This window comes from Pseudomonas sp. P9_35, assembly GCF_034008205.1.
Taxonomy (GTDB): Bacteria; Pseudomonadota; Gammaproteobacteria; order Pseudomonadales; family Pseudomonadaceae; genus Aquipseudomonas; species Aquipseudomonas kilonensis.
This window is the reverse complement of sequence record NZ_CP125373.1, coordinates 243,340-267,697: the sequence shown is the minus strand read 5'-3', so window position 1 is coordinate 267,697 and position 24,358 is coordinate 243,340. Positions and strand designations below refer to the sequence as shown.

Genomic DNA, 24,358 nt, shown 5'->3' with positions numbered 1-24,358 from the left:
CATGGCCTGAGGAGACTCAGGCTTCGTCATCGAGGCGCCGGCCACGCAGGCGCCGGCCACGGGTAATCAGTTCAATGAGCTGCACCGCGCTGAGGGCATGGGCGAACAGCCAACCCTGGCCGAACTTCACCCCTTCGCTGCTCAAATAGGAAGCCTGGGCTTCATGCTCGATGCCTTCGGCGATCACCTTGAGTTCCAGCGCATGGGCCATGCGAATGATATGCGGGGCCACGCCGCTGCTGGCGGCATCGTGGCCCAAGGCGTCGATGAAGGCCTTGTCGATTTTCAAGCAGTCCACCGGCAGGGTTTGCAGGTAGGCCAGGCTGCAATAACCGGTGCCGAAATCGTCGATCAACACCTGGTGCCCGACGTCGCGCAGCGATTGCAGGTTATCCCGGGCGACCAACACATCGACCAACCCACGCTCGGTCACTTCGAAGGCAATCTGGTGCGCCGACACACGATGCAACGCCAGCAGGCGGGCGATCACTTCGCCAATACGCGGCACCATCACATCGCAGGCCGCCAGATTCACCGAGATATACAGCTGCGGATTGGCCCGCAACACTTGGCCCAATTGATCGAACAGCCGCTGCAGCACGAAATCGGTGATCTGGCGGATCTGCCCGGTGTTCTCGGCCATCGGGATAAACAGGTCCGGGCTGGTCAGGGTGCCGTCCGGTCGTCGCCAGCGCAGCAAGGCCTCCGCCCCGACACAGTTGCGGCTGCTCAGGTCGAAAATCGGCTGGTAAAGCACCTGCAATTCACCACGCCGGATGGCCCCGTGCAGTTCGGCGTCCATGGACTGGCGCTGACGCGCCAGCAGAAACACCTGGAAACCAATCCCCAGGCCCAGCATCAGGCTGATGGGCAGCATCCACCAGGCATTGGCCGGAACCTTGAAACCGTTGCGCTGGGCGATCAGCACCAGTTGATAGACCGGGCTATCGGTCGGCATTCGATAGATCAACCGATTCTGCGTCACTTGCAAGGCATTGTGGCTTTTCGGTGGCCAAGGCTCGACCGGCGGCCAGTGTTGGTCCGTCCCGAGCACGGGAATGGCCCGTTTACCGTTATCCAGGACGACCAGCAGGCTGCTGCCCGGTGGTAAATCGACCACATCGGTCAAATGCCCGCGGGACGTGGCCACCCGAAAGTTGCCGCGGCCCAGCATCAATGCGGCGCGGTCTTCGTCGGGCTCTGTGGTGGTGTTGAGCCAGTAATTGTAGGTCGGCCCGCGGATGTCGGGCGGGCGGGTCACTGACAAGCCGCCCTGGCGTGGACGATTGGAGCAGACGCCGCTGCCATCGATATACGCCGCCTCGTAGACAAAACGGTAGTTGAAGCTGACCTGCCGCAATGTGGCGATCATGTCGTCGTTGCATCCGCGCAACGGCTGGTTTTGCAGGTCGTCGAGGCTTTCACGCAGCTGCCCGAAAAGCTGTTCCAGGCGCTGCAGGAAGCGTTCGCCCTGGGCGTTCATCTGGTCGCTTTCGCGCTGCTGGATCTGCTGCACGACCACGAGCAGACTCCCCGCCAGCAACAGGACGGTACTTAGGGCAGTTGCCACCAGCGCCAGGAAAACGGGGCGATGGAGCCAGCTATGTAGAGTTTCGCGGGCAGCCGTCATCATGGGTAATCCGAAAGTTACCAATGAGTTATAGCTTCTGATTTGGATTTGGCCCGATTCGTCGGACGGGCGTCATTATTTTGTCTGGTTGAGCACCTGCAGGATCGCCGCGCTTTGCGCATCCGGCATGCCATCGAAGCGAGTCGGTCGGTAGTGCATCTGGAAGGCGGCCAGCACATGGTGGGTGGCCACGTCCCACTCGCCGGTCTGCGGCGTCGGGTAGCCCAGGCGGGCCAGCTCGGCCTGGAACCAACTGGCAGGCGGCAGCTGCGGCGCGAAGACGGCCTGCTGGCGGGCGACGGCCTGTTCGTCTGGCCAGACTCCTAAACCAGCTTGCGCCAGGCGCTTCCAAGGGAACAGCGGGCCTGGGTCGAGCTTGCGCAGGGGCGCGATGTCGCTGTGGCCGATGATGCTGCGCGGGTTGATGCCGTTGCGCTGGATGATGTCCTTGAGCAATACGATCAAGGCCTGGACCTGGGCTTCGCTGTAGGGATACCAGAGGCGGCCGGTGGGCGTGTCGACAAAACCCGGATTGACGATTTCGATGCCAATGGAACTGGAGTTGAGCCAGGTCCGGCCTTCCCATTCACTTTCCCCGGCGTGCCAGGCGCGTCGGCTTTCATCCACCAGTTTGTAGATGGTGGCGCCTTTATCGTCGCCGATCAGGTAATGGGAACTGACTTCGCCGTGGGTCAGCAGGGCCAGTGAGCGCTCCAGGGAGGCCGAGGTGTAATGCACCACCACGAATTGGATACGGTTGTCATGGTTGACGGAAGGATGACTGGTGTCGAGCCGCGGGCCGCTGGCGCAGCCGGCCAAGATAAATAAAGAAACAATGAGCGAGAAATATTTCATGGCGGAAGGCAATACGCACTGGGAGTAATGCAACAGTGTAACGTATCGCCTCGCGATGATCCGGTGCGCGCGGCGATATTAAACAAATTGGAACAATTAGGCCCCTAGCCCAATTCCACATGGTTGCGCCCGGAATTTTTTGCCCGATAAAGCGCCTTATCGGCTCTTTTAAGCACCAAGTCGCTGTGTTCGCCAGGTTTGAAGGCGGTCAGGCCAATGGATACCGTCACCGTCACCGGCTCGCCCTTGAAATGAAACGGACAGGCTTCGATGGCCAGGCGCAGCGCCTCGGCCAGCTTGGCGCCGGCCGCCAGGGAGGTATTGGGCACCAGCAGCACAAACTCCTCGCCACCAAAACGCGCAATGAAATCGCCGCCACGCAGGCGTTTACGCAGGACCGAGGCAATGAGTTTCAACACCCGGTCACCGGCCAGATGGCCATAGTTGTCATTGATGCGCTTGAAATGATCGAGATCGAGCATGGCCAGCAGCAAGCTGTTGCCGTGTTGTTGCCACTGGGCGACTTCATGCTCCAGGCGCTCGGACCAGGCGGCGCGGTTGGGCAGCCCGGTGAGCGGATCGATCAGGGCTTTTTGCCGCTGCTCCTCGAGATTCTCCCGCACGACCTGGGCATCCTGCTCCATCAGCGCGACGCGATCGGCCAGGCTTTTCAGGCGAACCGAGACCTCCTGCTCGCGTTGATCACGTTGCTGGCGGTGGTGGTCCATCGTCCCGAGCAAGCCTTCGAGGTGATTCTCGAGCACCTGCTTGAGGCCTTCCAGGTCATCGGCTTCCTTCACGCTGCTTTGCAGGCCGTCCACCTGCTCACGAATCTGGGTGTCCATTTCCCTGGAGGCCGACAGGTTTTCGGCGTGGTCTTCACTGGCGGCCTGCAGGCTGCTCTGGAATGACTCGAGCCGATCGTTGAGGCGCTGCAGGTACGCTTCGAATTCATGCTGGCCGGTGTCCGTGATGGCCAGCATCAGCACGGCCAGATCATCGAGGATCGGCAGCAATTCATACCAGTTCAAGCCATTGCGCAGACGCTCACACATGGCTTCGGCTTGGGGTCGATGACGCTCGGGCAAGGTCAGGTCGCCCAAGAGGCCCAACAGCGTGTCTTCGATATGCTTGGCGACCGAGCTGTAGGACGGCTCCGGCGAGTCGGGCAGGGCGTACTGGGCGTCAGCCACATCGGCGCCTTCCAGAGGCTCGTCGAGCTCCGCAGTCGGCAGCGAGGGGGCGGGCAGGGCCTGGCTAGGCTCCTCGGGCATCAGCTCGTCGGGATTCTCGAGTGCGGGCGCCACAACCGGGGGTTCTTCGGCGACCGGCGTCGGCAGCGGCGCGGGCTCGGTTGCTTGGTCGTCCGGCTCAATGGCGGGCTGAGCCAATTCGGCTGCAGGTGTTGGAGCGGGCGCTGGAGCGATCTCGAGCTGCGGCGCAGTCAGGGCAACCGGTTCAGGCGTCGTCTCCAACGCTGGCGCTTGCTCCGCCACCGAGGGCTGCGGTGCTGGTGCTGGTGCTGGTGCTGGTGCTGGTGCTGGTGCGACGGATTCTGCGGCCGTTGCCGGCGCCACGGCTACGGGCAGGGCCATTTCCGACGCAGGTGCCACGCTGGCCTGGGTAGGCTCGTGGGGCTGGGGCGCCACGTCCTCATGGCCTTGGCCACCAAACAGCCGTTGCAGCAGGCCGGGGCGACTCGGTTCGACAGGGGCATCCAGGGCATTGAGTGCCTTGCCTTGCAAGCCGCTCAATTCGCTGAGCAGCAGCGGAATCTCCCGAGCCTGGCCGGCCCGATCCTCCAGTTGCTTGGCAAACTTCTTCAGCGGCCGACTGACTTCCTTGGGCAGCGGCAGGCTCTGCAACTGGGCAACCAGGGCGGCCAACGCGGCGCTCGTCTGCTCGACCCGGGTCTCGCGGCGCTGCTCGGAATCGAGTACGGCTTTCTCCAGGCGCGGCAGCAGGGCGGCGAGGCCGGCATCCATGTCATCGGTGCGCACCACATCGCGCATCTCTTTCATGCATTGATCGACAGCCCTGTCAGTGCCCTCAGCGGCCAGGGTGCTGCGCACCAGGCCACGACGCAGCAAGTCGAGCCGAGCCTCCCAACGGCGCTCAAGCTTTTCCTGCTGTTCGATACTCTTGAGGTACTTCTCTCTCCAGCGTTCGGCGTCGTCGCTCATTCATCGGATCCGCGAGGGGCAGGACTCAGCGCGGGGAATGCATCGGCCGTGAGCGAACCAGGCAAACGAATTTCTACCGCGACCGGCAGGTGATCGGAAATGGGTTGGGCCAGCACCTCGACGCGTTCGAGGGTCAGGGTCGGGCTCAACAGAATATGGTCCAGGCAGCGCTGGGGGCGCCAGCTGGGGAATGTCGCTTCCAGTTGTGGCGCAAGCAGACCGAGATCGCGCAGGGGCGAAGTCTGCAGCAAATCGGTGGCATGGGTGTTCATGTCGCCCATCAGCACCTGGTGCTTGTAGCCACCGATCAACTCGCGAATGTACGCCAGCTGCATCGTCCGGGTACGCGCCCCGAGCGCCAGGTGCATCATGACCACGACCAGCGCCTCGGGACCTTCGCCGAAACGCGCGAGGATCGCCCCGCGACCCTTGGGTCCCGGCAACGGATGGTCTTCGATCGCCCACGGGCGCAAGCGACTCAACACACCATTGCTGTGCTGGCCGAGACGGCCGAGGTTGCGATTGAGTTGCTGATACCAGTAGGGAAAGGCGCCCAATTGGGCCAGGTGTTCCACCTGGTTGACGTAGCCTGAGCGCAAGCTTCCGCCGTCGGCTTCTTGCAGGGCCACCAGGTCGAAGTCCTTGAGCAGGTCGCCGATTTTCTGCAGGTTACCGGCACGCCCGGTGTGCGGCAGCAAATGTTGCCAGCCGCGAGTCAGGTAATGCCGGTAGCGCTCGGTGCTGATGCCCACCTGGATATTGAAGCTGAGCAGCCGCAAGCGGCTGTCGCCAGGCAGGCCCGTGGACATGACATGATGCTCGTTGACCCGCGGTTCATGCAGGCCAACGATGCGTTCGGTGCTCCAGCGGGCCATGGGCGTGGGCCGCGCTTAGTTGGCAGCAGCCTTGGTGGCCGCTCGCTCTTTGGCGATCAGCTGGTCGGCCAGTTGCAGGGCTTCATTTGCGCCACCGGCGGAGCCGATGTCAAAGCGGTATTTGCCGTTGACGATCATGGTCGGTACGCCCGTGATTTCGTATTTCTTCGCCAGCTCGCGGGCCTTCTTGATCTGGCCCTGGATGGCAAAGGAGTCGAACGTGGCGAGGAACTTGTCCTTGTCGACGCCCTGGGTGGCGAGGAAATCGGCCATCTCTTCTTTCTTGACCAGCTTCTTGCCTTCTTTCTGGATCGCGTTGAATACCGCGGCGTGAACCTGGTGCTCGACGCCCATGGCTTCGAGGGTCAGGAACATCTGGCCGTGGGCGTCCCATGGGCCGCCGAACATGGCGGGAATGCGCACGAAGTTAACGTCCGAAGGCAGTTTCTCGACCCATGGGTTGATAACCGGTTCAAAAGCGTAGCAATGCGGGCAGCCGTACCAGAACAGCTCCACGACTTCGATCTTACCAGGCGCCGCCACCGGAACGGGGTTGGTCAATTCGACATAAGGTGCGGCTGGCTTTTCAGCCGCTTGGGCAGTGACGCCGAACAGGCTGGCGGCGACGAGCGCGGCGCTGATGATCAGATTACGCATGCTTTACTCCTGGACAATGAGGGGGCCTCGCGAGGCCTGTTTCTAAGACAGGCCGTGGCGGGTTCAAGTTCTCTAGTGTAACGGCAGCGGCCACAAAAAAGGGCGGCCAAAGCCACCCTTTTGATGCTCGCATCGACAGATTAATCGAGCGTTAACGTTGCAAGGGATGTACGCCCCTTGCAACGCCAGCCAAAGGCCTCAGTGCAGGCCCTGGATGTAGCTGGATACCGCGGCGATATCTTCGTCGCTCAGCTTCTTCGCAATGCTCTGCATCGGCTTGGTATCGCCGTCGTTGGTCCGGCCACCGTCTTCTTTGCGGAAGTCGGTCAGCTGCTTGCCCACGTACTGGGCATGCTGGCCGCCCAAGTGTGGGAAGCCGGCTGCGGCGTTGCCTTTGCCGTCAGGCGAGTGGCAGCCGGTGCAGGCTGGAAGCCCTTTGTCCAGGTTGCCACCGCGAAAGAGCGCTTCACCACGGGCCACGAGCTTCGGATCGGCGGCGCCGACGCTGCCCTTCTGGCTGGCGAAATATGCCGCGATGTCCTCCAGGTCCTGATCGCTCAGGTTGGTCAGCAGGCCGGTCATTTCCAGCACCGTGCGCTTGCCGGACTTGATGTCGTGCAGTTGCTTGGTCAGGTAACGTTCGCCCTGGCCCGCCAGTTTCGGAAAGTTGGGCGCCATGCTATTGCCATCCGGGCCGTGGCAGGCTCCGCATACGGCCGCCTTCGCCTGACCGGCAGTGGCATTGCCAGCGGCGTGGGCTACGCCGGATATCCCCAAGGTCAACAGCAGACTCACGATCAGTTTGTTCATCAGCTAATCCAACTACGGCTAAGGGTTAAAGAGTTATGGACCGGGTTCACTCGCTCATCCACTGGATGATGGCTCGGTAATCCTCGGCACTGCAGTCCATGCACAAACCACGCGGCGGCATCGCCTTGAAACCCTGGGTCACGTGTTGCACCAGCGTCTCCATACCTTTCGCCAACCTCGGCGTCCAAGCTTCCTGATCGCCCTTGCGGGGCGCCGTGGGGAGTTGGCCGGAATGACAGGCACCACAAACACGGTTGTACACAGCTTCCGGATCCTGTGTAGCCTGAGCGCTGTAAAGCGGCATCAAGACACCGGCAGCTAGCAGCCATTTCGTCATAAAACGACCTTTTCAGGGTTGGGAACGAGCTGCGTTCTAACGCGCAATTTCGGTCGGTCGCTCCCGTGAACTTCATCCTACGCTGGGACAAAGCGCACACAAAATCTGCGGCATTATATACTGGCGTCACTGAAACGGAAACGACACAGCTTGCCGCGTCCATTCCCGACGCCGCCCACATCGGAAATCCCATGCAACTGAAGAACCCCATCCTCGGCCTGTGCCAACAGTCCACCTTCATGCTCAGCGCCGCCAAAGTCGATCAATGCCCAGACGACGAAGGCTTCGAAGTGGCTTTTGCCGGGCGTTCCAATGCCGGCAAATCCAGCGCACTGAACACCTTGACCCATGCGAGCCTGGCACGCACCTCGAAAACCCCGGGTCGCACGCAGCTCTTGAACTTCTTCAAGCTAGACGATGAACGGCGTTTGGTCGACCTGCCCGGCTACGGCTACGCCAAGGTACCGATCCCGCTCAAGCAACACTGGCAGCGTCACCTGGAAGCCTACCTGGGCAGCCGCGAGAGTTTGAAAGGCCTGATCCTGATGATGGACATTCGCCATCCGATGACCGACTTCGACCTGTTGATGCTTGATTGGGCGGTCGCCAGCGGTATGCCGATGCACATCCTGTTGACCAAGGCTGACAAGCTCACCTACGGCGCGGCGAAAAATACCTTGCTCAAAGTGCAGTCGGAAATTCGCAAGGGCTGGGGTGACGCGATCACCATCCAGCTGTTCTCGGCGCCCAAGCGCATGGGCCTGGAAGAAGCCTACACGGTGCTGGCCGACTGGATGGAATTGGCGGACAAGGGCAGCGAAGAGGCCGAATAAGCCAAATCGCAGGCAAAAAAAACCCCGGACTTCTTATGGGGAGGGGGAAGTTCGGGGTCCAAGTTCCGGACCGCTAGGGCGGGGTCCAGATATCTGCCAACACTTAACACAACATAGGAGCATTGAAGGGCTTCACCAGCCATTCAAAATCTCTGAGTGGCGATTCACGGGTTTAGTTCAGATTATTTTTGGAAATAACCGTAGGAATCTTCAGAGCTAATGAGGCTGCGCCTGGGTTTTCGGTGAGTCGATGTGGTGAGGACGCTTGCTCCTGCTGAGGCTCAAAGCGACCCCGTAGGAGCTGTCGAGTGCAACGAGGCTGCGATCTTTCCCCTGACGCTTGAATCTCAAGTGAAGGATCAAGATCAAAAGATCGCAGCCTTCGGCAGCTCCTACAGGGCGCAGGCCAGCGGGAGCAAGCTCCCTCGCCACAAAGGCCCGAAGCCTCAGGACGAAAGGATCAGTGCGCCTCGTCCCAGTTATTACCCACGCCCACTTCCACCAGCAGCGGCACGTCCAGCTTGGCGGCGGCGCTCATGTGCTGGCGGATTTCCTCACGGACTTGATCGACCAGGTCTTCACGCACTTCCAGCACCAGTTCGTCGTGTACCTGCAGGATGACCTTCGCATCCAGCCCGGACGTCGTCAGCCAGCGATCCACAGCCACCATGGCTTTCTTGATGATGTCAGCCGCCGTGCCCTGCATCGGCGCGTTGATGGCGGTGCGCTCGGCACCTTTGCGCAGGGCCGGGTTTTTCGCGTTGATGTCCGGCAGGTACAGCCGGCGACCGAAAATGGTTTCGACAAAACCTTGCTCGGCCGCCTGGGCGCGGGTGCGCTCCATGTACGCCAGCACACCCGGGTAGCGGGCGAAGTAGCGGTCGATGTAAGCCTGGGACTGCTTGCGATCGACGCCGATCTGCTTGGCCAGGCCGAACGCGCTCATGCCATAGATCAAACCGAAGTTGATCGCCTTGGCGCTGCGGCGCTGGTCCTGGGTGACGGCCTCCAGCTCGACGCCGAAAACCTCGGCAGCAGTGGCCCGGTGCACATCCAGGTTGTGGCGAAACGCATAGAGCAAGCCTTCGTCCTTGGCCAGGTGCGCCATGATCCGCAGTTCGATCTGCGAGTAGTCCGCCGCCAGCAGCTTGTAGCCTTTCGGCGCGACAAACGCCTGGCGGATGCGTCGGCCTTCGGCCGTGCGGATCGGAATGTTCTGCAGGTTCGGGTCGATGGACGACAGGCGCCCGGTCGCGGCGACGGCCTGTTGATAATTGGTATGGACGCGGCCCGTGCGGCTGTTGATCTGTTCCGGCAGGCGATCGGTGTAGGTGCTCTTGAGCTTGCTCAGCGAGCGGTACTGCATCAGCACCTTGGGCAGCGGGTAATCCTGCTCTGCCAGCTCGGCGAGCACTGCTTCGGCGGTAGACGCCTGGCCCTTGGCGGTTTTGCTGAGCACCGGCAAGCCGAGCTTTTCGTACAAGATCACGCCCAATTGCTTCGGCGAGCCCAGGTTGAATTCCTCGCCGGCGATGGCAAACGCCTCACGCTCCAGCGCCACCAGTTTCTCGCCCAACTCGACACTTTGTACGCCCAGCAGGTTGGCATCGACCAACGCCCCTTGGCGCTCGATGCGCGCCAGGACCGGCATCAGCGGCATTTCGATGTCGTTGAGCACCGTGCCCAGGCTTGGCGTGGCGGCCAGTTTTTCCTGCAGTGCCTGATGCAGGCGGAAGGTCACGTCGGCGTCTTCGGCGGCGTAGGGGCCGGCCAGTTCCAGGGAGATCTGGTCGAAGGTCAGTTGCTTGACCCCTTTGCCCGCGATGTCCTGGAAATCGGTCTTGCTCTGGCCCAGGTACTTGAGCGCCAGGCTGTCCATGTCGTGGCGGGTCGCGGTGGAGTCCAGCACGTAGGACTCAAGCATGGTGTCGAAGGCGATGCCCTGGACCAGGATGCCGTTGTTCTGATCGCCACCAATGGCGCAGTTGGCCAGGATGTTGGTTTCGAACTTGGCGTGCTGGCCGACCTTGAGCTTGTTCGGGTTTTCCAGCAGCGGCTTGAGTGCCTTGAGCACCATGTCGCGGTCCAGTTGCTCCGGCACGCCCATGTAGGAGTGGGTCAGCGGGATGTAGGCCGCCTCGAAAGGGGCCACGGCGAACGACAAGCCGACGAGTTGCGAATGCTGGGCATCGCCGCCATTGGTTTCGGTGACGAAGGCAAACAACGGCGCCTTGTCCAGCTTGGCCAGCCACGCGTCGAAGCGCGCCTGATCGAGGATGACCTCGTACTTGGCCTCGGCAGCGCCGGGCTGTTCTTCGGCAACTTCGACGATCTCCTGGCCGGCACGCTTGGCGTCCCGCTGGTTGTCTTCGAACCAGCTCTTGAATTCCAACAGCGTGTACAGCTCGGCGAGCTTCTCGTGATCCGGTTGGCCCATTTGCAGGTCGTCGAGGCCGACATCCAGCGGTACGTCGGTCTTGATGGTCGCCAGCTCGTAGGAAAGCAACGCCATTTCCTTGTGCTCTTCGAGCTTGGCGGCCAGGGTCTTGGCGCCACGGATCGGCAAGGTGGCGACGATGTCCAGTTGCGCATACAGCTCGGTCAGGCCGCCATTGACGCCCACCAGCAGGCCGGAAGCAGTCTTCGGTCCGATACCCGGGACGCCCGGGATGTTGTCGGACGAATCGCCCATCAACGCCAGGTAATCGATGATCTGCTCGGGAGCGACGCCAAACTTCTCCTTCACGCCAGCCACGTCCAGGGCGCTACCGGTCATGGTATTGACCAAGGTAATGTGCCCATCGACCAATTGCGCCATGTCTTTGTCGCCGGTGGAGATCACCACCGGACGGTCGGCCGCCGCGCTGCTGCGGGCCAGGGTGCCGATCACGTCATCGGCCTCGACGTTGTCCACGCACAGCAGCGGGAAGCCCAGGGCCTTGACGCTGGCGTGCAACGGCTCGATCTGCACGCGCATGTCGTCGGGCATGCTCGGGCGGTTGGCCTTGTATTCGGCGTACAGCTCATCGCGAAACGTCCCACCCTTGGCGTCGAAGACCACGGCAAACGGGCTGTCCGGATACTGCTTGCGCAGGCTCTTGAGCATGTTCAGCACGCCCTTGACCGCACCGGTCGGCAGGCCTTTGGACGTGGTCAGCGGTGGCAGCGCATGAAAGGCGCGGTACAGATAAGAAGAACCGTCCACCAGGACGAGGGGGGCTTGGCTCATGAGCAGGATCAACCTTTTCGGCGGGTCCGGGGCTAGAATAGCGGGACCGTTGACGACAAAGGGACAAGGTTATCATGCGTACACTAAATCGCCTGTTACTGGCTGGCTTGTTTGCAATCACCCCGTTGGCCGTCATGGCGGCGGATGACGCCCCCTCGGCGGACCCGGACGTCACCATCCGGACCGAAGGAGATAAAACCATTCAGGAGTATCGGCAAAACGGATTTTTGTACGCGATCAAGGTCACGCCCAAGAATGGCAAGCCTTATTTCCTGGTACGCGCCGACGGTACCGATGCAAACTTCATCCGCTCGGACCAGCCGGATATGCTGATCCCTTCGTGGAAAATCTTTGAGTGGTAGTACCGCTCTGCACTTCAACCGGCGCCCGCTGAAGGGCGCCCGTACTGGCAGTTTTAACCATGTCTGTGTTCACGCCCCTGGCTCGGCCCGAGCTGGAAACCTTTCTCGCCCCTTATGGGCTTGGCCGCCTGCTTGATTTCCAGGGGATCGCCGCCGGCAGCGAAAACACCAATTTCTTTATCAGCCTGGAGCAGGGCGAATTCGTCCTGACCCTGGTCGAGCGCGGTCCGGTGCAGGAAATGCCGTTCTTCATCGAACTGCTGGACGTGCTGCATGACGCCGACCTGCCGGTGCCTTACGCCTTGCGCACCACCGACGGCGTCGCGCTGCGGGAACTGGCGGGCAAGCCGGCGCTGCTGCAACCGCGCCTGGCCGGCAAGCACATCAAGCAGGCCAACGCCCAGCACTGCGCCCAGGTCGGCGAGTTGCTGGCGCATCTGCATCTGGCAACCCGCGACAACATGATCAAGCGCAAGACCGATCGCGGCCTGGACTGGATGCAGGAGGAGGGCGCCAAGCTGCTCTCGCACCTCGACGCCGAGCCGCGTCGGCTGCTCGAGGCGGCGCTGGATGAGATCTCGTTGCAGAAAGTCGGCATCCTGGCGCTGCCGCGCGCCAACATCCATGCCGATCTGTTCCGCGACAATGCGATGTTCGAAGGCACGCACCTGACCGGGCTGATCGACTTCTACAACGCCTGCTCCGGGCCGATGCTGTATGACGTCGCCATTGCCTTGAACGACTGGTGCTCGGACGACGACGGCGTGCTCGATGGCGCCAGGGCGCGGGCGTTGCTGGGCGCCTATGCGGCGCTGCGACCGTTCACTGCCGCCGAAGCGGAGTTATGGCCAACCATGCTGCGCGTGGCGTGCGTGCGGTTCTGGCTGTCACGGTTGATCGCCGCTGAATCCTTTGCCGGGCAGGACGTGTTGATTCACGATCCGACGGAGTTCCAGCAGCGCTTGGCGCAGCGGCAGACGGTTCACACGGTGTTGCCTTTCGCCCTGTAACAACTGGCAAGCGCGCGCGAAGGCTTTTGTGGCGAGGGAGCTTGCTCCCGCTCGGTTGCGCAGCGACCGCAAGATTTCAGGGTCGCTTCGCGGCCCAGCGGGAGCAAGCTCCCTCGCCACAAGAGCAGCCGGGGTTACAACGACTCCAGGCACCCCGCCAGATCATTGCCCAACTTCTCCAGCAACTGCTCATACCCCTGCGCCGTCGCCGGGGTATAGCCGCCCAGTGCATCGAGCTCCGCCAGCTTCACCGGCAGCCCGGCCACCAGGGTTTCGGCCAGGCGCGGGCGCAGGGGCGGTTCGCTGAAGACGCAGGTCTTGCCCACGGCCTGCAAGCGCGTGCGCATTGCCGCCACATGCTGGGCACCGGGCTGGACTTCGGCGGCCACGGCGAACACCCCGGCGTGCTTGAGGCCGTAGTTGTCTTCGAAATAGTCGAACGCCTCGTGGAAGACGAAATACGGCTTGCCCGCGACCCCGGCCAGACGCGCCTTGAGGCGTATGTCCAAGGCATCGAGACGCTGGTTGAAGCCCTTGAGGTTGCTTTGATAGCGGGCCGCATTGGCCGGATCCGCCGCACTCAGGTCAGCCGCCATCTTGGCGGCGATCACCCGCGCATTGAGCGGCGAGAGCCACAGGTGGGCATCCACTGTGCCGGGGCGATGGTCGTGATCGTGTTCATCGCCGTCATGGTCATCATCCTCGTGGGACGCGCTGTCCTGGGCAAAATGACGCAACTTGAGCCCCGGCAAATCCTGGATGGCGACGGAAGGCAGCGTGCGACCGTTGAGCACGCGCGGTAGAAAGCCTTCCATATCGGGGCCGATCCAATACAGCAGGTCCACCGACTGCACCTTGCGTACATCCGATGGCCGCAACGCATAGTGATGCGGCGAAGCCCCTGGCGGCAGCAACACCTCTGGCACGGCCACGCCGTCCTGCACGGCGGCAGCAATCAGTTGCAGCGGCTTGATGCTGGTGAGCACCTTGACGTCGGCCTGGGCCGAGCCAATCAGTAGAGAACTTGCGACAAAAGCGACAAAGAGCGAAAAAAATCGGGACACGATGACCACTCGTAGAGGCGAGAACGGGTAACATAATAACGTCTCTCACTAAACTCGTCGCTGCCCATGCCTATTACACCCCTTGCCAGTCGCCCCCACGATCACTCCCACTGCGTGCACAGCGCACTGTCCGAGGCCGACGCCATCTGCGCGCGCCAAGGGTTGCGCCTGACCGCCCTGCGTCGGCGCGTGCTGGAATTGGTCTGGCAAAGCCACAAGCCACTGGGCGCCTACGACATCCTCGCCGTGCTCAGCGAGCAGGACGGCCGCCGCGCCGCACCGCCGACGGTCTACCGGGCGCTGGATTTCCTCTTGGAAAACGGCCTGGTGCATCGCATTTCGTCGCTGAACGCCTTCGTCGGCTGCAACCATCCGGAGCACGCCCACCAAGGCCAGTTCCTGATCTGCCGCGAATGCCACGCCGCCATCGAGCTGGAACAGAAGTCCATCAGCGATGCCATCATCGCCAGCGCCAAGGACGTCGGCTTCGTGGTCGACACCCAGACCGTCGAGGTGGTCGGTCTCTGCTCCGGCTGCCAGGGGGCCTGATGAGCAATGCGTTGATCCGCCTCGAACAGGTGGCCGTGACGTTCGCCGGGCAGAGCGTGCTGGACAACATCCACCTGAGCGTCGAACCGGGGCAGATCGTGACCTTGATCGGCCCCAACGGCGCCGGCAAGACCACCCTGGTGCGCGCCGTGCTGGGTTTGCTCAAGCCCGACAGCGGCAGCGTCTGGCGCAAGCCCAGGTTGCGCGTCGGCTACATGCCGCAAAAACTCCACGTAGACCCGACGCTGCCGCTGTCGGTGCTGCGCTTCCTGCGCCTGGTGCCAGGCGTGGACCGCGCACGCGCCTTGGCCGCGCTCAAGGAAGTCGGCGCCGAACAGGTGATCGACAGCCCGGTGCAAAGCGTGTCCGGGGGCGAGATGCAACGCGTATTGCTGGCTCGCGCCCTGCTGCGTGAGCCTGAGCTGCTGGTGCTCGACGAGCCGGTGCAAGGGGTCGATGTGGCGGGGCAGGCCGAGCTGTACAGCCTGATCACGCGCCTGCGCGACCGCCACGGCTGCGGCGTGCTGATGGTCTCCCACGACTTGCACCTGGTGATGAGCACCACCGACCAGGTGGTCTGCCTCAATCGCCACGTCTGCTGTTCCGGGCATCCCGAGCAAGTCAGCGGCGATCCGGCTTTCGTCGAGCTGTTCGGAAAAAACGCACAAAGCCTGGCGATTTATCACCACCACCATGACCACGCCCATGACCTGCATGGTTCGGTGGTCAGCGCCCCTTCTGCTTCCAATCATGTTCATGGAGATGGCTGCAAGCATGGCTGATTTTCTGTTGTACGCCCTGCTCGCAGGCTTGGCACTTGCCCTGGTAGCCGGTCCCTTGGGTTCGTTCGTGGTCTGGCGGCGCATGGCCTATTTCGGCGACACCTTGTCCCACGCAGCGTTGCTCGGCGTGGCCTTGGGGTTTCTGTTAGACGTCAGCCCGGCGGTGGCGGTGACCGTTGGCTGCCTGTTGCTGGCGGTGGTACTGGTGACCTTGCAACACCGCCAACCGCTGGCGTCCGACACGCTGCTGGGTATTTTGGCGCCGAGCACCCTGTCCCTCGGGCTGGTGGTACTAAGCTTCATGCATGACGTGCGGATTGACCTGATGGCCTATCTGTTCGGCGACCTGTTGGCGATCAGTCCTACAGACCTGTCGTGGATCCTCGGCGGTAGCGCCGCGGTGCTGCTGTTGCTGGTGGCGCTCTGGCGTCCCTTGCTGGCCGTCACCGTGCACGAGGAGCTGGCCCGGGTCGAAGGCCTGCCCGTGCTGGGCTTGCGCCTGGCGCTGATGCTGCTGATTGCGGTGGTCATCGCGGTGGCGATGAAAATCGTCGGGGTGTTGCTGATCACGTCATTGCTGATCATCCCGGCGGCTGCGGCACAGCGTCACGCCCGCTCACCCGAGCAGATGGCCCTGGGCGCGAGCCTGCTGGGCATGCTCGCGGTGTGTGGCGGCCTGGCACTTTCCTGGTTCAAGGACACCCCGGCCGGCCCGTCGATCGTGGTCAGCGCCGCCGCGCTGTTTCTGCTGAGTTTTGTCCTGCCTCGTCGAGGGGTGTAGACTTGCTCGCTTTTTGCGCAAATAGAGAGTCGCAGGAATGAAGCCGTTCGCCTCCCGTTATCTGCTCCTTGTCGCATTTTCCCTGCTGCTGGGCGCCTGCCAGAGTACACCGCCGGTCACCCAGGCCCCCGATACGCGGGGCCCGGCCATCGCGCAGCTCGAGCAAAGCCTTGCCAGCAATGAGCTGGCCACCGCCGAAGACCAGTTGGCCGCCTTGCAAGCCCAGTCGCCCGAAGACCGGTCGCTGGAACCCTATCAGCGGCAACTGGCCGAGGCGTATTTGCGCCGCAGTCAGATCGATCTGCAAAAAGGCGACGTCAACGCCGCCGCCACCGCCCTGAGCCGTGCCCGAGCCTTGATGCCCAAGGCCCCAGCGCTCACCGGCGAGGTCAACAGCGCCATTGCCGAAGCCCGCAAGGCCGACCTGGATAAAGCCGAGGCCGACCTCAAGGCCGCCGAAGCCAAACCGGTCGCCAAAGTGATCGACCCGAGCGCCCCCAGCACCACGGTTGCACTCAACCTCGCCGATATACAGCAAATGCGTCGACAACTGGATGCCATCGCCGCCGACGTGGTGAATTATCAGTGTGACGTCAGCATCCAGGCGCCGCGTACTGATGATTATCCTTGGTTGGAGACGTTGCTGACCAAGCGGGTCAAGAAACTGGACCCGGGGTTTGATTTGAAACTGCAGAAGCAGATCTTGCGCAGTGTGCCGGCGCAGATGGTGCTGACTCCGCGTAAGCCTTAAAAGCATCGCGAGCAAGCTCGCTCCCACAGGGTTAGGTGTCGATCACTAAACCCCATGTGGGAGCGAGCTTGCTCGCGATAGCGCCCTACCAGACAACAAATCTCTTTAGGCCGGAACCGCCTTGGCCCTCGGCTCCCGCGCCCAAACCCGATGCTGGGCAATCGCCGCAAAAAACCGCGAAAAACCGCTCGCATCCGCGTCTTCGATCAACCCCGCATCCACCTCCAGCTTCAACTCCACCAACAACTGCCGGGCCTCGCCATGAAGCCCAATGGCTTTCAGATGCTTGTAGGCCTCCAGCACGTAATGCAACGCCACGCCGTCGCGACTCAAGGCCTTGATCGACTCCGCGCCACCGGGCACGAACACCGCGTCAAAGGCAATCGACGGCAACCCTTCCATGGACGCATCCACCGCCAGCGTTTTCCCATCGGCCGTGGTCACCGGTGCGGAGGTCGGCCCCAGCACTTTGGCGTGGGCGCCCTCGGCCTTCAGGGCCTTCTTGAGCGCATCGATGATCGCCCCATCGACACCGTTAGCCACCAACACCGCCACTTTTCGCGTCTTGATGTCGCCGGACAGCAGGTTCGCCTGGCTCAAGGCCGGTGACTGCTGCAGCGATGGCGTTGGCACATCGACGGTGCCCGCGGTAGGCGCCGGCAACCCGAGGTTTTTCGCCACTCGCCCGGCCAGTTCCAGGTCGATATTGGCGAGGATCTCATTGACCTGCCGCGCCCGGATGAACTCACGCTCCACCTTGCCCAGCTCGAAGCTGTAGGCAGCAACGATGTGCTCCTGCTCATGAGGGCTCATGCTCTTGTAGAACAACCGCGCCTGGGAGAAATGATCACCGAACGAATCGCTGCGTTGGCGGATCTTGTAGGCGTCGATGCGCTCTGGATAACTTTCGAAGCCGCCATCTTCCGGGCCGGACGGGGTTTCCTTCGGCCAGCCGCCATCGATTGAATTCGGTTCGTAGGAAGCACGCCCCTTGTCGATGGTGGTGCGGTGCATGGCGTCACGCTGGCCGTTGTGTACCGGCGTGATCGCCCGGTTGATCGGCAGCTCATGAAAATTCGGCCCACCGAGTCGGCTGATCTGCGTATCGGTGTAGGAAAACAGCCGCCCTTGCAGCAACGGGTCATTGGAAAAGTCGATGCCCGGCACGATGTGCCCGGGGCAGAACGCAACTTGCTCGACCTCGGCGAAGAAATTGTCCGGGTTGCGGTTCAGCACCATCTTGCCCAGGGGCGTGATGGGCACCAGCTCTTCAGGGATGATCTTGGTCGGGTCGAGCAGGTCGAAGTCGAATTTGTGCTCGTCTTCCTCGGCGACAACCTGCACGCCGAACTCCCATTCCGGGTAGTCGCCCATCTCGATCGACTCCCAGAGATCGCGACGGTGGTAGTCCGTATCTTTACCCGCCAGTTTCTGCGCTTCGTCCCATACCAACGAGCAGGTGCCGACGGTAGGGCGCCAGTGGAATTTGACGAAGCTGCTTTTGCCTTCGGCGTTGATCATGCGGAAGGTGTGCACACCAAAACCCTGCATCGCACGTAGGCTTTTTGGAATGGCCCGGTCAGACATCGCCCAGATCACCATGTGAGCCGATTCCGGCACCAGCGAGACAAAATCCCAGAACGTGTCGTGGGCCGAGCCGCCTGTAGGCATTTCGTTATGGGGCTCGGGTTTTACCGCGTGGACAAAGTCCGGAAACTTCACCGCGTCCTGAATGAAAAACACCGGCATGTTGTTGCCCACCAGGTCGAAGTTGCCTTCGTCGGTGAAGAACTTCACCGCAAAGCCACGCACGTCCCGCACGGTGTCGCCGGAGCCGCGTGGGCCTTGCACAGTGGAAAAACGCACGAACACCGGAGTTTTCTTGCTCGGATCTTGTAGGAAACCGGCCTTGGTCAATGCCGAATGCGCGTCATAGCTCTGAAAATAGCCATGGGCGCCGGTCCCGCGGGCGTGGACGATGCGTTCCGGAATGCGTTCATGGTCAAAGTGCGTGATTTTTTCACGCATGATGAAGTCTTCCAGCAACGAAGGGCCGCGGGGGCCGGCGCGCAGGGTGTTCTGGTTATCGGCGATCTTCACGCCCTGGTTGGTGCGCAACGCCTGTTCGGTGGCGTCGGAGCGAAACTGTTCCAGGCTCTCGAGCTTGGCGTTGGTGTTGCCGCGATCCAGCGTGTCGGTCCCGGCCAGTTGGCTCTTGTTGACCGTGGGCTTCTTGGTACTCATCAGGCATGACTCCTCTTTGCAATCCCCGCCATGGCCGGGACTCTTGAGTTCGATACCGCAGGTTCGGCACCTGGGCATTTTCGAGTGGCTTAATGAGTGACCGATGCCGTTTGGCCGTGTTCCTTTTTTATGGCCTTTGATCGCGTTATTGCCAAATGAAAGGTCTGATCGCAAATAAATGCTAAGAACCTCTATACGGACAGGCTAAAATGCGCGCCCGGCTAACCGCTGACCCTTTTCCAACGCGCCCCACAAGGTTCGCTACGTGATCGAGTTTCAAGACGTCCATAAAACCTACCGGGTCGCCGGTAAGGATATCCCCGCCCTGCACCCGACCAGTCTGACGATTGAGAACGGTCAGGTCTTCGGCCTGATTGGCCATTCCGGTGCGGGAAAAAGTACCCTGCTGCGCCTGATCAATCGCCTGGAAGATTCCACGGGCGGCAAGATCATCGTCGACGGCGAGGAAGTCACCGCCCTGGACGCCAGCGGCCTGCGCCGCTTCCGCCAGCAAGTCGGGATGATTTTCCAGCACTTCAACCTGCTGGCGTCCAAGACCGTCGCCGACAACGTGGCGCTGCCGCTGACGCTGGCCGGCGAATTGTCCCGCAGCGAAATCGACCAGCGCGTCGCCGAGTTGCTGGCGCGGGTGGGCCTGTCCGACCACGCCAAGAAATACCCGGCGCAATTGTCCGGCGGCCAGAAGCAGCGCGTCGGCATCGCCCGCGCCCTGGCGACCAAACCCAAGATCCTGCTGTGCGACGAGGCCACCAGCGCCCTCGACCCACAGACCACCGCCTCGGTGCTGCAACTATTGGCGGAGATCAACCGCGAACTGAAGCTGACCATCGTGCTGATTACCCATGAAATGGACGTGATCCGCCGCGTTTGCGATCAAGTGGCGGTGATGGACGCCGGCGTGATCGTCGAGCAAGGCCCGGTGGCCCAGGTGTTCCTGCACCCCAAGCACCCGACCACCAAGCGTTTCGTCCAGGAAGACGAGCAGATCGACGAAAGCGAACAGCGCGACGATTTCGCTCACGTCCCAGGGCGCATCGTGCGTCTGACGTTCCAGGGCGACGCGACCTACGCGCCATTGCTCGGCACCATCGCCCGGGAAACCGGCGTGGACTACAGCATCCTGGCCGGTCGTATCGACCGCATCAAAGACACCCCCTACGGGCAACTGACCCTCGCCATCACCGGCGGTGACATGGAGGCGGCGTTTGCCCGCTTCACCGCGGCCGATGTCCACATGGAGGTGCTGCGCTAATGGAACTGTTGAGTTCGTTCTTCTCCAACATCGACTGGCTGGAAATCTGGCTGGCCACCGGCGACACCTTCCTGATGCTGTTCGGTTCGCTGTTGTTCACCGTGCTGCTCGGCCTGCCCCTGGGCGTGCTGCTGTTCCTGTGCAGCCCGCGCCAGTTGCTCGAAGCCCGGGGTGTTTATGCGCTGCTGTCGCTGATCGTGAACATCCTGCGTTCGCTGCCGTTCATCATCCTGTTGATCGTGATGATCCCGTTCACGGTATTGATCACCGGCACCTCCCTGGGCGTGGCCGGCGCGATCCCACCGCTGGTGGTCGGCGCCACACCGTTCTTCGCCCGCCTGGTGGAAACCGCCCTGCGCGAAGTCGACCGCGGCATCATCGAAGCGACCCAAGCCATGGGCGCAACGACGCGGCAGATCATCGTCAACGCCTTGCTGCCGGAAGCCCGCCCAGGCATTTTTGCAGCGATTACGGTGACAGCAATTACGCTGGTGTCCTACACGGCCATGGCCGGTGTAGTCGGCGCCGGTGGTTTGGGCGACTTGGCAATCCGGTTCGGTTACCAGCGTTTCCAGACCGATGTGATGGTGGTCACGGTGGTGTTGCTGCTGGTGCTGGTGCAGGTCCTGCAGACCGTAGGCGACAAACTGGTTGTGCATTTTTCTAGAAAATAAGGCCTCGCGGCCAATAAACCATGAGCCGGCCATTCGCTGGCAGGCGCCAAGAGCAGGCGCCCCACAAGGAGTTAGCTGAATGAAGAAACTACTGGTTGCCTTCGCTGCCGCCGCAGCGTTTTCCGCCCACGCCGCCGACACCCTGACCGTCGCGGCCACCCCGGTCCCGCACGCGGAAATCCTCGAATTCGTCAAACCGGCATTGGCCAAAGAAGGCGTGGACCTCAAGGTCAAAGTCTTCACCGACTACATCCAGCCGAACGTACAAGTTGCGGAAAAGCGCCTGGACGCCAACTTCTTCCAGCACCAGCCGTACCTGGATGAGTTCAACAAGGCCAAGGGCACGCACCTGGTGAGCGTGGCCGGTGTGCACCTGGAACCACTGGGCGCGTACTCCAGCAAGTACAAGGCACTGACAGAACTGCCGGGCGGCGCCAACGTGGTGATCCCGAACGACGCCACCAACGGCGGCCGTGCGCTGTTGCTGCTGGCGAAGGCTGGGGTGATCAAGCTGAAGGATTCGAACAACATCCTGTCGACGACCAAGGACATTGTTGAGAACCCGAAGGATCTGAAATTCCGTGAACTGGAAGCAGCGACCATTCCGCGGGTGCTGACCCAGGTGGATCTGGCGTTGATCAATACCAACTATGCGTTGGAAGCCAAGCTTGATCCTTCCAAGGATGCGCTGGTCATCGAAGGTAACGACTCGCCTTATGTGAACATCCTGGTGGCTCGTGAGGATGATAAGGACAGTGAGGCGATGAAGAAGCTGGTGGCGGCGTTGCATAGCCCGGAAGTGAAGGCTTTTATTCTTGAGAAGTACAAAGGCGCGGTTTTGCCGGCGTTTTGATCTGATCGGGTGGTGAAAAAAACGGGGCTGCGTGGGAATGCAGGCCCGTTTTTTTATGCTTGGAATGTTGATTAATCCGTAGAGAAGGAACTTGCTTCTGTTCAGTGGCGAAGGGTAAATCGGTCGTGCTTTCTCCTATTTCCATTGTTTTAACGCAGCCTGTGCAATCGGTAAAAAGTGGTCACTTTTTGAAAAGCAACAGGATCAGGATCCGAGGAGCACCATCGCAAGACCGCCTCGTTCCTATCGTATTTGATCAGGATAAAAGTTCGATACTGAGGTAATCCAATTGATTTCTCGTAGCCTCAATCTTGCCGATGATGAGTTCGAGCGAGTCTTTGGTGAACTGGCCAAGTTCGTGCTCAACTTACGAGCAGCGATAGATCGCTCAGAGTCCAGGAAAATACGCCAGGTAGCTGTCCTCCTTGGCTCGAAATCAGCTGATCGTGACTGATTCCTACCGGCCAGAAGCAGGCACTCGAAAGGTCTTCTAAACTAAGGGAAGTTTTACTCAGTAACTTCATCATAGCGAGAAAACGTCATGACCGATGAAAGCCAGAGTCTTCTTGATCCGCGGTTGGAGAACGCCCGATGGCCATCAGACCTTTCCGGACAGCAACTGTTTATCAAAGGGGAAGACTGGCAGAACAACGCCATACTAAATTGGTCGCATTCCGAGTAGATCTCTACGCTTTCGTGTACAAGACGCTGCAGACGGTTTGGTGGAGGCGATGGCAAACCGCGATATCCCGCTAGCTAGCGGTATCTATCCCTTGTTGTTTCTATACCGCCATGTCCTTGAGCTACAGTTGAAACTCATGCTATCAACAGCCCCGTAACTTAGCAGGCTTAGAGCCCAAGAACTATGACAAGCATTCATTAATACCAATATGGTCGGAGTTACGCAAGCTGCTAAAAGAGCTTCACCCAAACCAACCAGAGACTGAACTCATCGCGGCTCATGACTTTATTCGCCAATTAGACAATATTGATCCAGATTCCATGGCATTCCGCTACGCGACGACCAGATATGGGAAAAATCATCTTCCTGGCGTCACATACATCAAAATTCGGCACTTACGAGATGTGCTCTATAGCATTTTTCTTTGGCTTAAGGGAACGTATGATTGGCTCGGATAAGTAGAAGACAATCAGCCGGACTATTAACCAACTGGTGGCCTGGAGGGTTGTCGATTAGTCTCCATCAAGGGATCAATATAGAATAGACAAATTTCTAAAGTGGTCTGTCCTTGAGTCCTTTGACTACAACCTTGCTCTCCACTTCTATGTAAAATCGAGATACTCGGGAGGGATGAGCGAAATATCTATCTCATCAATGCATACGGCTTGACTTGCGACGATATTATTCTAGGTAGGAAGCGAAGAGAACTAATATTTTCGCCTTACTTCTGAATAGCATCAGAGTCAAGCGTGAAAATTTAACTGATCACTATCTCCCACGGAACGCTGAAGCAGCGAAACTTCACCTTGCTGAATCCCTTTCAACAATTTAATCCCCGACAAGGCATCCAGATTTAGCGGTTCCACCTGCAACCAAAAATTCAACTTACCTATCAATGATTCAATATAATAAGGATTTCGAATTTTCATTTTAGAGATATGAGAGCTATACCCGTACTTTTTAATGAAGTGAAGCTCCAGCTTTAGATCCCTTTTAAAGGCTCTTGGCACTGCTAACGTGCTGCCTGTCACAGAGAGACCAGTCACAATTCTTTGATTCGAACCAATCTGAAGCCTGGTTTTCTTATCATTTACAGCTAACCCATACTGAACAATTATTTCCGTCACAATACCGATCAACTTGTGCGGAATATACTCGCCAGAAAAAGTCAAATCATCAGCGTATCGAGTAAAATTCAAACCATAGGATTTTGCAAGTAACGAAATTCGCTCATCCAGATGTTTCAATAAAATATTTGTAAGGTAGGGGCTAGTTGATGAGCCTTGAACCAAGCGACCTTCACTACAACATAGAGCAGACAAGTAAAAAGAAATATTGTCAGCATATCCCAAGCTTATAAAATAGTTCACGACCCAGTTAATAGGAATAGACGGGAAAAAATCCTTTAAGTCCATTTTCATTAAACACTTCGAATTCAAGTGCGCCGAAGCATTGCTAAAAATAGATCGACCAGGCACAAATCCGTGCGCAGCTGAGTGCACCGGTTTATTGATAAGAATGTTTTTATATATCCAATCTTGGCACATCAACATTGATGGATAGGGGGCGTAAATTCTACGTAAACCACCGGAGCGCTTCTTTATTTGAAACGAGCGATAAAATGCATGAGGTGCGTTAACCATCTTGCGCAACTCATGTTGCTCAACACCAATTAGGAGCGATAAATGCTCAAACTCAAAAACAACCGGAGAGGACGTTTCGCAAAGCTTCCGTATGTATGGCAGATAAGATTCTATTAACGCATGCGAGATCCCGCGCCGTTCAAAATGCTTACGCCAAGTTTTAATAACGGCTTCATTCATAAAAACCTACAGAGGCTACCTTCTATACTTTAGCATGGTCAGATAATCTCCAGTGATAATTGCGCGAAGCGGAATTCTCGCTGGAGATTACTGCGTCAAAA

The 24,358-nt window shown here is 59.9% G+C and carries 21 protein-coding genes; 10 read left to right on the top strand and 11 right to left on the bottom strand.

The genetic code is table 11. From position 1 onward, the window contains the following. Window positions 1-16: 16 nt before the first annotated feature. The 7 genes from QMK47_RS01135 to QMK47_RS01105 form a co-directional block, all read right to left on the bottom strand. Window positions 17-1,630 carry an EAL domain-containing protein gene (locus QMK47_RS01135; protein ID WP_214511227.1) on the bottom strand — a complete coding sequence of 538 codons (1,614 nt, stop codon included), beginning with the start codon at window positions 1,628-1,630 and terminating at the stop codon, window positions 17-19. A 75-nt stretch (window positions 1,631-1,705) separates the two neighbouring features. Continuing rightward, window positions 1,706-2,485, bottom strand: coding sequence for an N-acetylmuramoyl-L-alanine amidase (locus QMK47_RS01130; protein ID WP_320389686.1), 780 nt, complete (start codon window positions 2,483-2,485; stop codon window positions 1,706-1,708). Between the two features lie 104 nt (window positions 2,486-2,589). Further along, window positions 2,590-4,668, bottom strand: coding sequence for a diguanylate cyclase (locus QMK47_RS01125; RefSeq protein WP_320389685.1), 2,079 nt, complete (start codon window positions 4,666-4,668; stop codon window positions 2,590-2,592). After that, complete coding sequence (locus tag QMK47_RS01120) at window positions 4,665-5,543, bottom strand: endonuclease/exonuclease/phosphatase family protein (protein WP_003196237.1); 879 nt, start codon at window positions 5,541-5,543, stop codon at window positions 4,665-4,667. Before QMK47_RS01120 ends, QMK47_RS01125 begins: the two co-directional genes overlap by 4 nt. A gap of 15 nt (window positions 5,544-5,558) precedes the next feature. Beyond that, window positions 5,559-6,200, bottom strand: a complete 642-nt coding sequence (locus QMK47_RS01115; protein WP_214511153.1) for a thiol:disulfide interchange protein DsbA/DsbL — start codon at window positions 6,198-6,200, stop codon at window positions 5,559-5,561. 198 nt (window positions 6,201-6,398) lie between these two features. Continuing rightward, window positions 6,399-7,010: a c-type cytochrome gene (locus tag QMK47_RS01110; protein ID WP_214511152.1), complete on the bottom strand. Its 612-nt coding sequence runs from the start codon at window positions 7,008-7,010 to the stop codon at window positions 6,399-6,401. Window positions 7,011-7,056: 46 nt separating this feature from the next. Beyond that, a complete protein-coding gene (locus QMK47_RS01105; RefSeq protein ID WP_003177141.1) occupies window positions 7,057-7,347 on the bottom strand; it encodes a c-type cytochrome in 291 nt (96 codons plus the stop codon). A gap of 191 nt (window positions 7,348-7,538) precedes the next feature. Here QMK47_RS01105 and yihA point away from each other — a divergent pair, with 191 nt between their 5' ends. Continuing rightward, complete coding sequence (gene yihA / locus QMK47_RS01100; RefSeq protein ID WP_003196227.1) at window positions 7,539-8,180, top strand: ribosome biogenesis GTP-binding protein YihA/YsxC; 642 nt, start codon at window positions 7,539-7,541, stop codon at window positions 8,178-8,180. Between the two features lie 460 nt (window positions 8,181-8,640). On the opposite strand, the gene polA is transcribed toward yihA, so the two are convergent. After that, window positions 8,641-11,409 (bottom strand): DNA polymerase I, encoded by a 2,769-nt coding sequence (gene polA / locus QMK47_RS01095; RefSeq protein ID WP_320389684.1) that lies wholly within the window; start codon window positions 11,407-11,409, stop codon window positions 8,641-8,643. A 74-nt stretch (window positions 11,410-11,483) separates the two neighbouring features. Between polA and QMK47_RS01090 the strand changes: the two genes are divergently transcribed. Both QMK47_RS01090 and QMK47_RS01085 read left to right on the top strand, forming a co-directional pair. Beyond that, on the top strand, window positions 11,484-11,771 hold the full coding sequence (locus QMK47_RS01090) for a DUF2782 domain-containing protein (RefSeq protein ID WP_018602771.1): 288 nt from the start codon (window positions 11,484-11,486) through the stop codon (window positions 11,769-11,771). Between the two features lie 59 nt (window positions 11,772-11,830). After that, on the top strand, window positions 11,831-12,781 hold the full coding sequence (locus QMK47_RS01085) for a homoserine kinase (protein ID WP_320389683.1): 951 nt from the start codon (window positions 11,831-11,833) through the stop codon (window positions 12,779-12,781). Window positions 12,782-12,915: 134 nt separating this feature from the next. On the opposite strand, the gene znuA is transcribed toward QMK47_RS01085, so the two are convergent. Beyond that, window positions 12,916-13,845 carry a zinc ABC transporter substrate-binding protein ZnuA gene (gene znuA / locus QMK47_RS01080; protein ID WP_320389682.1) on the bottom strand — a complete coding sequence of 310 codons (930 nt, stop codon included), beginning with the start codon at window positions 13,843-13,845 and terminating at the stop codon, window positions 12,916-12,918. A 66-nt stretch (window positions 13,846-13,911) separates the two neighbouring features. On the opposite strand from znuA, the gene zur reads away from it, so the two are divergent. The 4 genes from zur to QMK47_RS01060 are packed head-to-tail and all read left to right on the top strand — an operon-like array spanning window position 13,912 to window position 16,708. After that, window positions 13,912-14,394, top strand: coding sequence for a zinc uptake transcriptional repressor Zur (gene zur, locus QMK47_RS01075; RefSeq protein ID WP_018602776.1), 483 nt, complete (start codon window positions 13,912-13,914; stop codon window positions 14,392-14,394). After that, window positions 14,394-15,176, top strand: coding sequence for a zinc ABC transporter ATP-binding protein ZnuC (gene znuC / locus QMK47_RS01070; RefSeq protein ID WP_018602784.1), 783 nt, complete (start codon window positions 14,394-14,396; stop codon window positions 15,174-15,176). The genes zur and znuC overlap by 1 nt, the downstream gene beginning before the upstream one ends. After that, the gene (znuB, locus tag QMK47_RS01065) at window positions 15,169-15,957 is read left to right on the top strand and encodes a zinc ABC transporter permease subunit ZnuB (protein ID WP_003196213.1); all 789 of its coding nucleotides are present in this window, start codon (window positions 15,169-15,171) and stop codon (window positions 15,955-15,957) included. The genes znuC and znuB overlap by 8 nt, the downstream gene beginning before the upstream one ends. A gap of 37 nt (window positions 15,958-15,994) precedes the next feature. Continuing rightward, window positions 15,995-16,708 (top strand): PA5502 family lipoprotein, encoded by a 714-nt coding sequence (locus QMK47_RS01060; RefSeq protein WP_253470603.1) that lies wholly within the window; start codon window positions 15,995-15,997, stop codon window positions 16,706-16,708. 105 nt (window positions 16,709-16,813) lie between these two features. Here QMK47_RS01060 and katE read toward each other — a convergent pair whose 3' ends face one another. Beyond that, window positions 16,814-19,030 (bottom strand): catalase HPII, encoded by a 2,217-nt coding sequence (katE, locus tag QMK47_RS01055; RefSeq protein WP_320389681.1) that lies wholly within the window; start codon window positions 19,028-19,030, stop codon window positions 16,814-16,816. A 187-nt stretch (window positions 19,031-19,217) separates the two neighbouring features. Between katE and QMK47_RS01050 the strand changes: the two genes are divergently transcribed. The 3 genes from QMK47_RS01050 to QMK47_RS01040 all read left to right on the top strand — a co-directional run bounded on the left by QMK47_RS01050 (window position 19,218) and on the right by QMK47_RS01040 (window position 21,752). Further along, window positions 19,218-20,225, top strand: a complete 1,008-nt coding sequence (locus QMK47_RS01050; protein ID WP_320389680.1) for a methionine ABC transporter ATP-binding protein — start codon at window positions 19,218-19,220, stop codon at window positions 20,223-20,225. Further along, complete coding sequence (locus QMK47_RS01045) at window positions 20,225-20,899, top strand: methionine ABC transporter permease (RefSeq protein WP_003196204.1); 675 nt, start codon at window positions 20,225-20,227, stop codon at window positions 20,897-20,899. The genes QMK47_RS01050 and QMK47_RS01045 overlap by 1 nt, the downstream gene beginning before the upstream one ends. A gap of 79 nt (window positions 20,900-20,978) precedes the next feature. Beyond that, window positions 20,979-21,752, top strand: coding sequence for a MetQ/NlpA family ABC transporter substrate-binding protein (locus QMK47_RS01040; RefSeq protein WP_253470597.1), 774 nt, complete (start codon window positions 20,979-20,981; stop codon window positions 21,750-21,752). Between the two features lie 1,425 nt (window positions 21,753-23,177). Here the strand turns inward: QMK47_RS01040 and QMK47_RS01035 are convergent. Continuing rightward, on the bottom strand, window positions 23,178-24,257 hold the full coding sequence (locus tag QMK47_RS01035; protein ID WP_320389679.1) for a reverse transcriptase family protein: 1,080 nt from the start codon (window positions 24,255-24,257) through the stop codon (window positions 23,178-23,180). Window positions 24,258-24,358 lie beyond the last annotated feature (101 nt).

What these genes read in the sequence shown, in the direction of transcription:
- QMK47_RS01135 (WP_214511227.1), bottom strand. Translation starts at nt 1,630, where the DNA reads ATGACGGCTGCCCGCGAAACTCTACATAGCTGGCTCCATCGCCCCGTT.
- QMK47_RS01130 (WP_320389686.1), bottom strand. Translation starts at nt 2,485, where the DNA reads ATGAAATATTTCTCGCTCATTGTTTCTTTATTTATCTTGGCCGGCTGC.
- QMK47_RS01125 (WP_320389685.1), bottom strand. Translation starts at nt 4,668, where the DNA reads ATGAGCGACGACGCCGAACGCTGGAGAGAGAAGTACCTCAAGAGTATC.
- QMK47_RS01120 (WP_003196237.1), bottom strand. Translation starts at nt 5,543, where the DNA reads ATGGCCCGCTGGAGCACCGAACGCATCGTTGGCCTGCATGAACCGCGG.
- QMK47_RS01115 (WP_214511153.1), bottom strand. Translation starts at nt 6,200, where the DNA reads ATGCGTAATCTGATCATCAGCGCCGCGCTCGTCGCCGCCAGCCTGTTC.
- QMK47_RS01110 (WP_214511152.1), bottom strand. Translation starts at nt 7,010, where the DNA reads ATGAACAAACTGATCGTGAGTCTGCTGTTGACCTTGGGGATATCCGGC.
- QMK47_RS01105 (WP_003177141.1), bottom strand. Translation starts at nt 7,347, where the DNA reads ATGACGAAATGGCTGCTAGCTGCCGGTGTCTTGATGCCGCTTTACAGC.
- yihA (WP_003196227.1), top strand. Translation starts at nt 7,539, where the DNA reads ATGCAACTGAAGAACCCCATCCTCGGCCTGTGCCAACAGTCCACCTTC.
- polA (WP_320389684.1), bottom strand. Translation starts at nt 11,409, where the DNA reads ATGAGCCAAGCCCCCCTCGTCCTGGTGGACGGTTCTTCTTATCTGTAC.
- QMK47_RS01090 (WP_018602771.1), top strand. Translation starts at nt 11,484, where the DNA reads ATGCGTACACTAAATCGCCTGTTACTGGCTGGCTTGTTTGCAATCACC.
- QMK47_RS01085 (WP_320389683.1), top strand. Translation starts at nt 11,831, where the DNA reads ATGTCTGTGTTCACGCCCCTGGCTCGGCCCGAGCTGGAAACCTTTCTC.
- zur (WP_018602776.1), top strand. Translation starts at nt 13,912, where the DNA reads ATGCCTATTACACCCCTTGCCAGTCGCCCCCACGATCACTCCCACTGC.
- znuC (WP_018602784.1), top strand. Translation starts at nt 14,394, where the DNA reads ATGAGCAATGCGTTGATCCGCCTCGAACAGGTGGCCGTGACGTTCGCC.
- znuB (WP_003196213.1), top strand. Translation starts at nt 15,169, where the DNA reads ATGGCTGATTTTCTGTTGTACGCCCTGCTCGCAGGCTTGGCACTTGCC.
- QMK47_RS01060 (WP_253470603.1), top strand. Translation starts at nt 15,995, where the DNA reads ATGAAGCCGTTCGCCTCCCGTTATCTGCTCCTTGTCGCATTTTCCCTG.
- katE (WP_320389681.1), bottom strand. Translation starts at nt 19,030, where the DNA reads ATGCCCAGGTGCCGAACCTGCGGTATCGAACTCAAGAGTCCCGGCCAT.
- QMK47_RS01045 (WP_003196204.1), top strand. Translation starts at nt 20,225, where the DNA reads ATGGAACTGTTGAGTTCGTTCTTCTCCAACATCGACTGGCTGGAAATC.
- QMK47_RS01040 (WP_253470597.1), top strand. Translation starts at nt 20,979, where the DNA reads ATGAAGAAACTACTGGTTGCCTTCGCTGCCGCCGCAGCGTTTTCCGCC.
- QMK47_RS01035 (WP_320389679.1), bottom strand. Translation starts at nt 24,257, where the DNA reads ATGAATGAAGCCGTTATTAAAACTTGGCGTAAGCATTTTGAACGGCGC.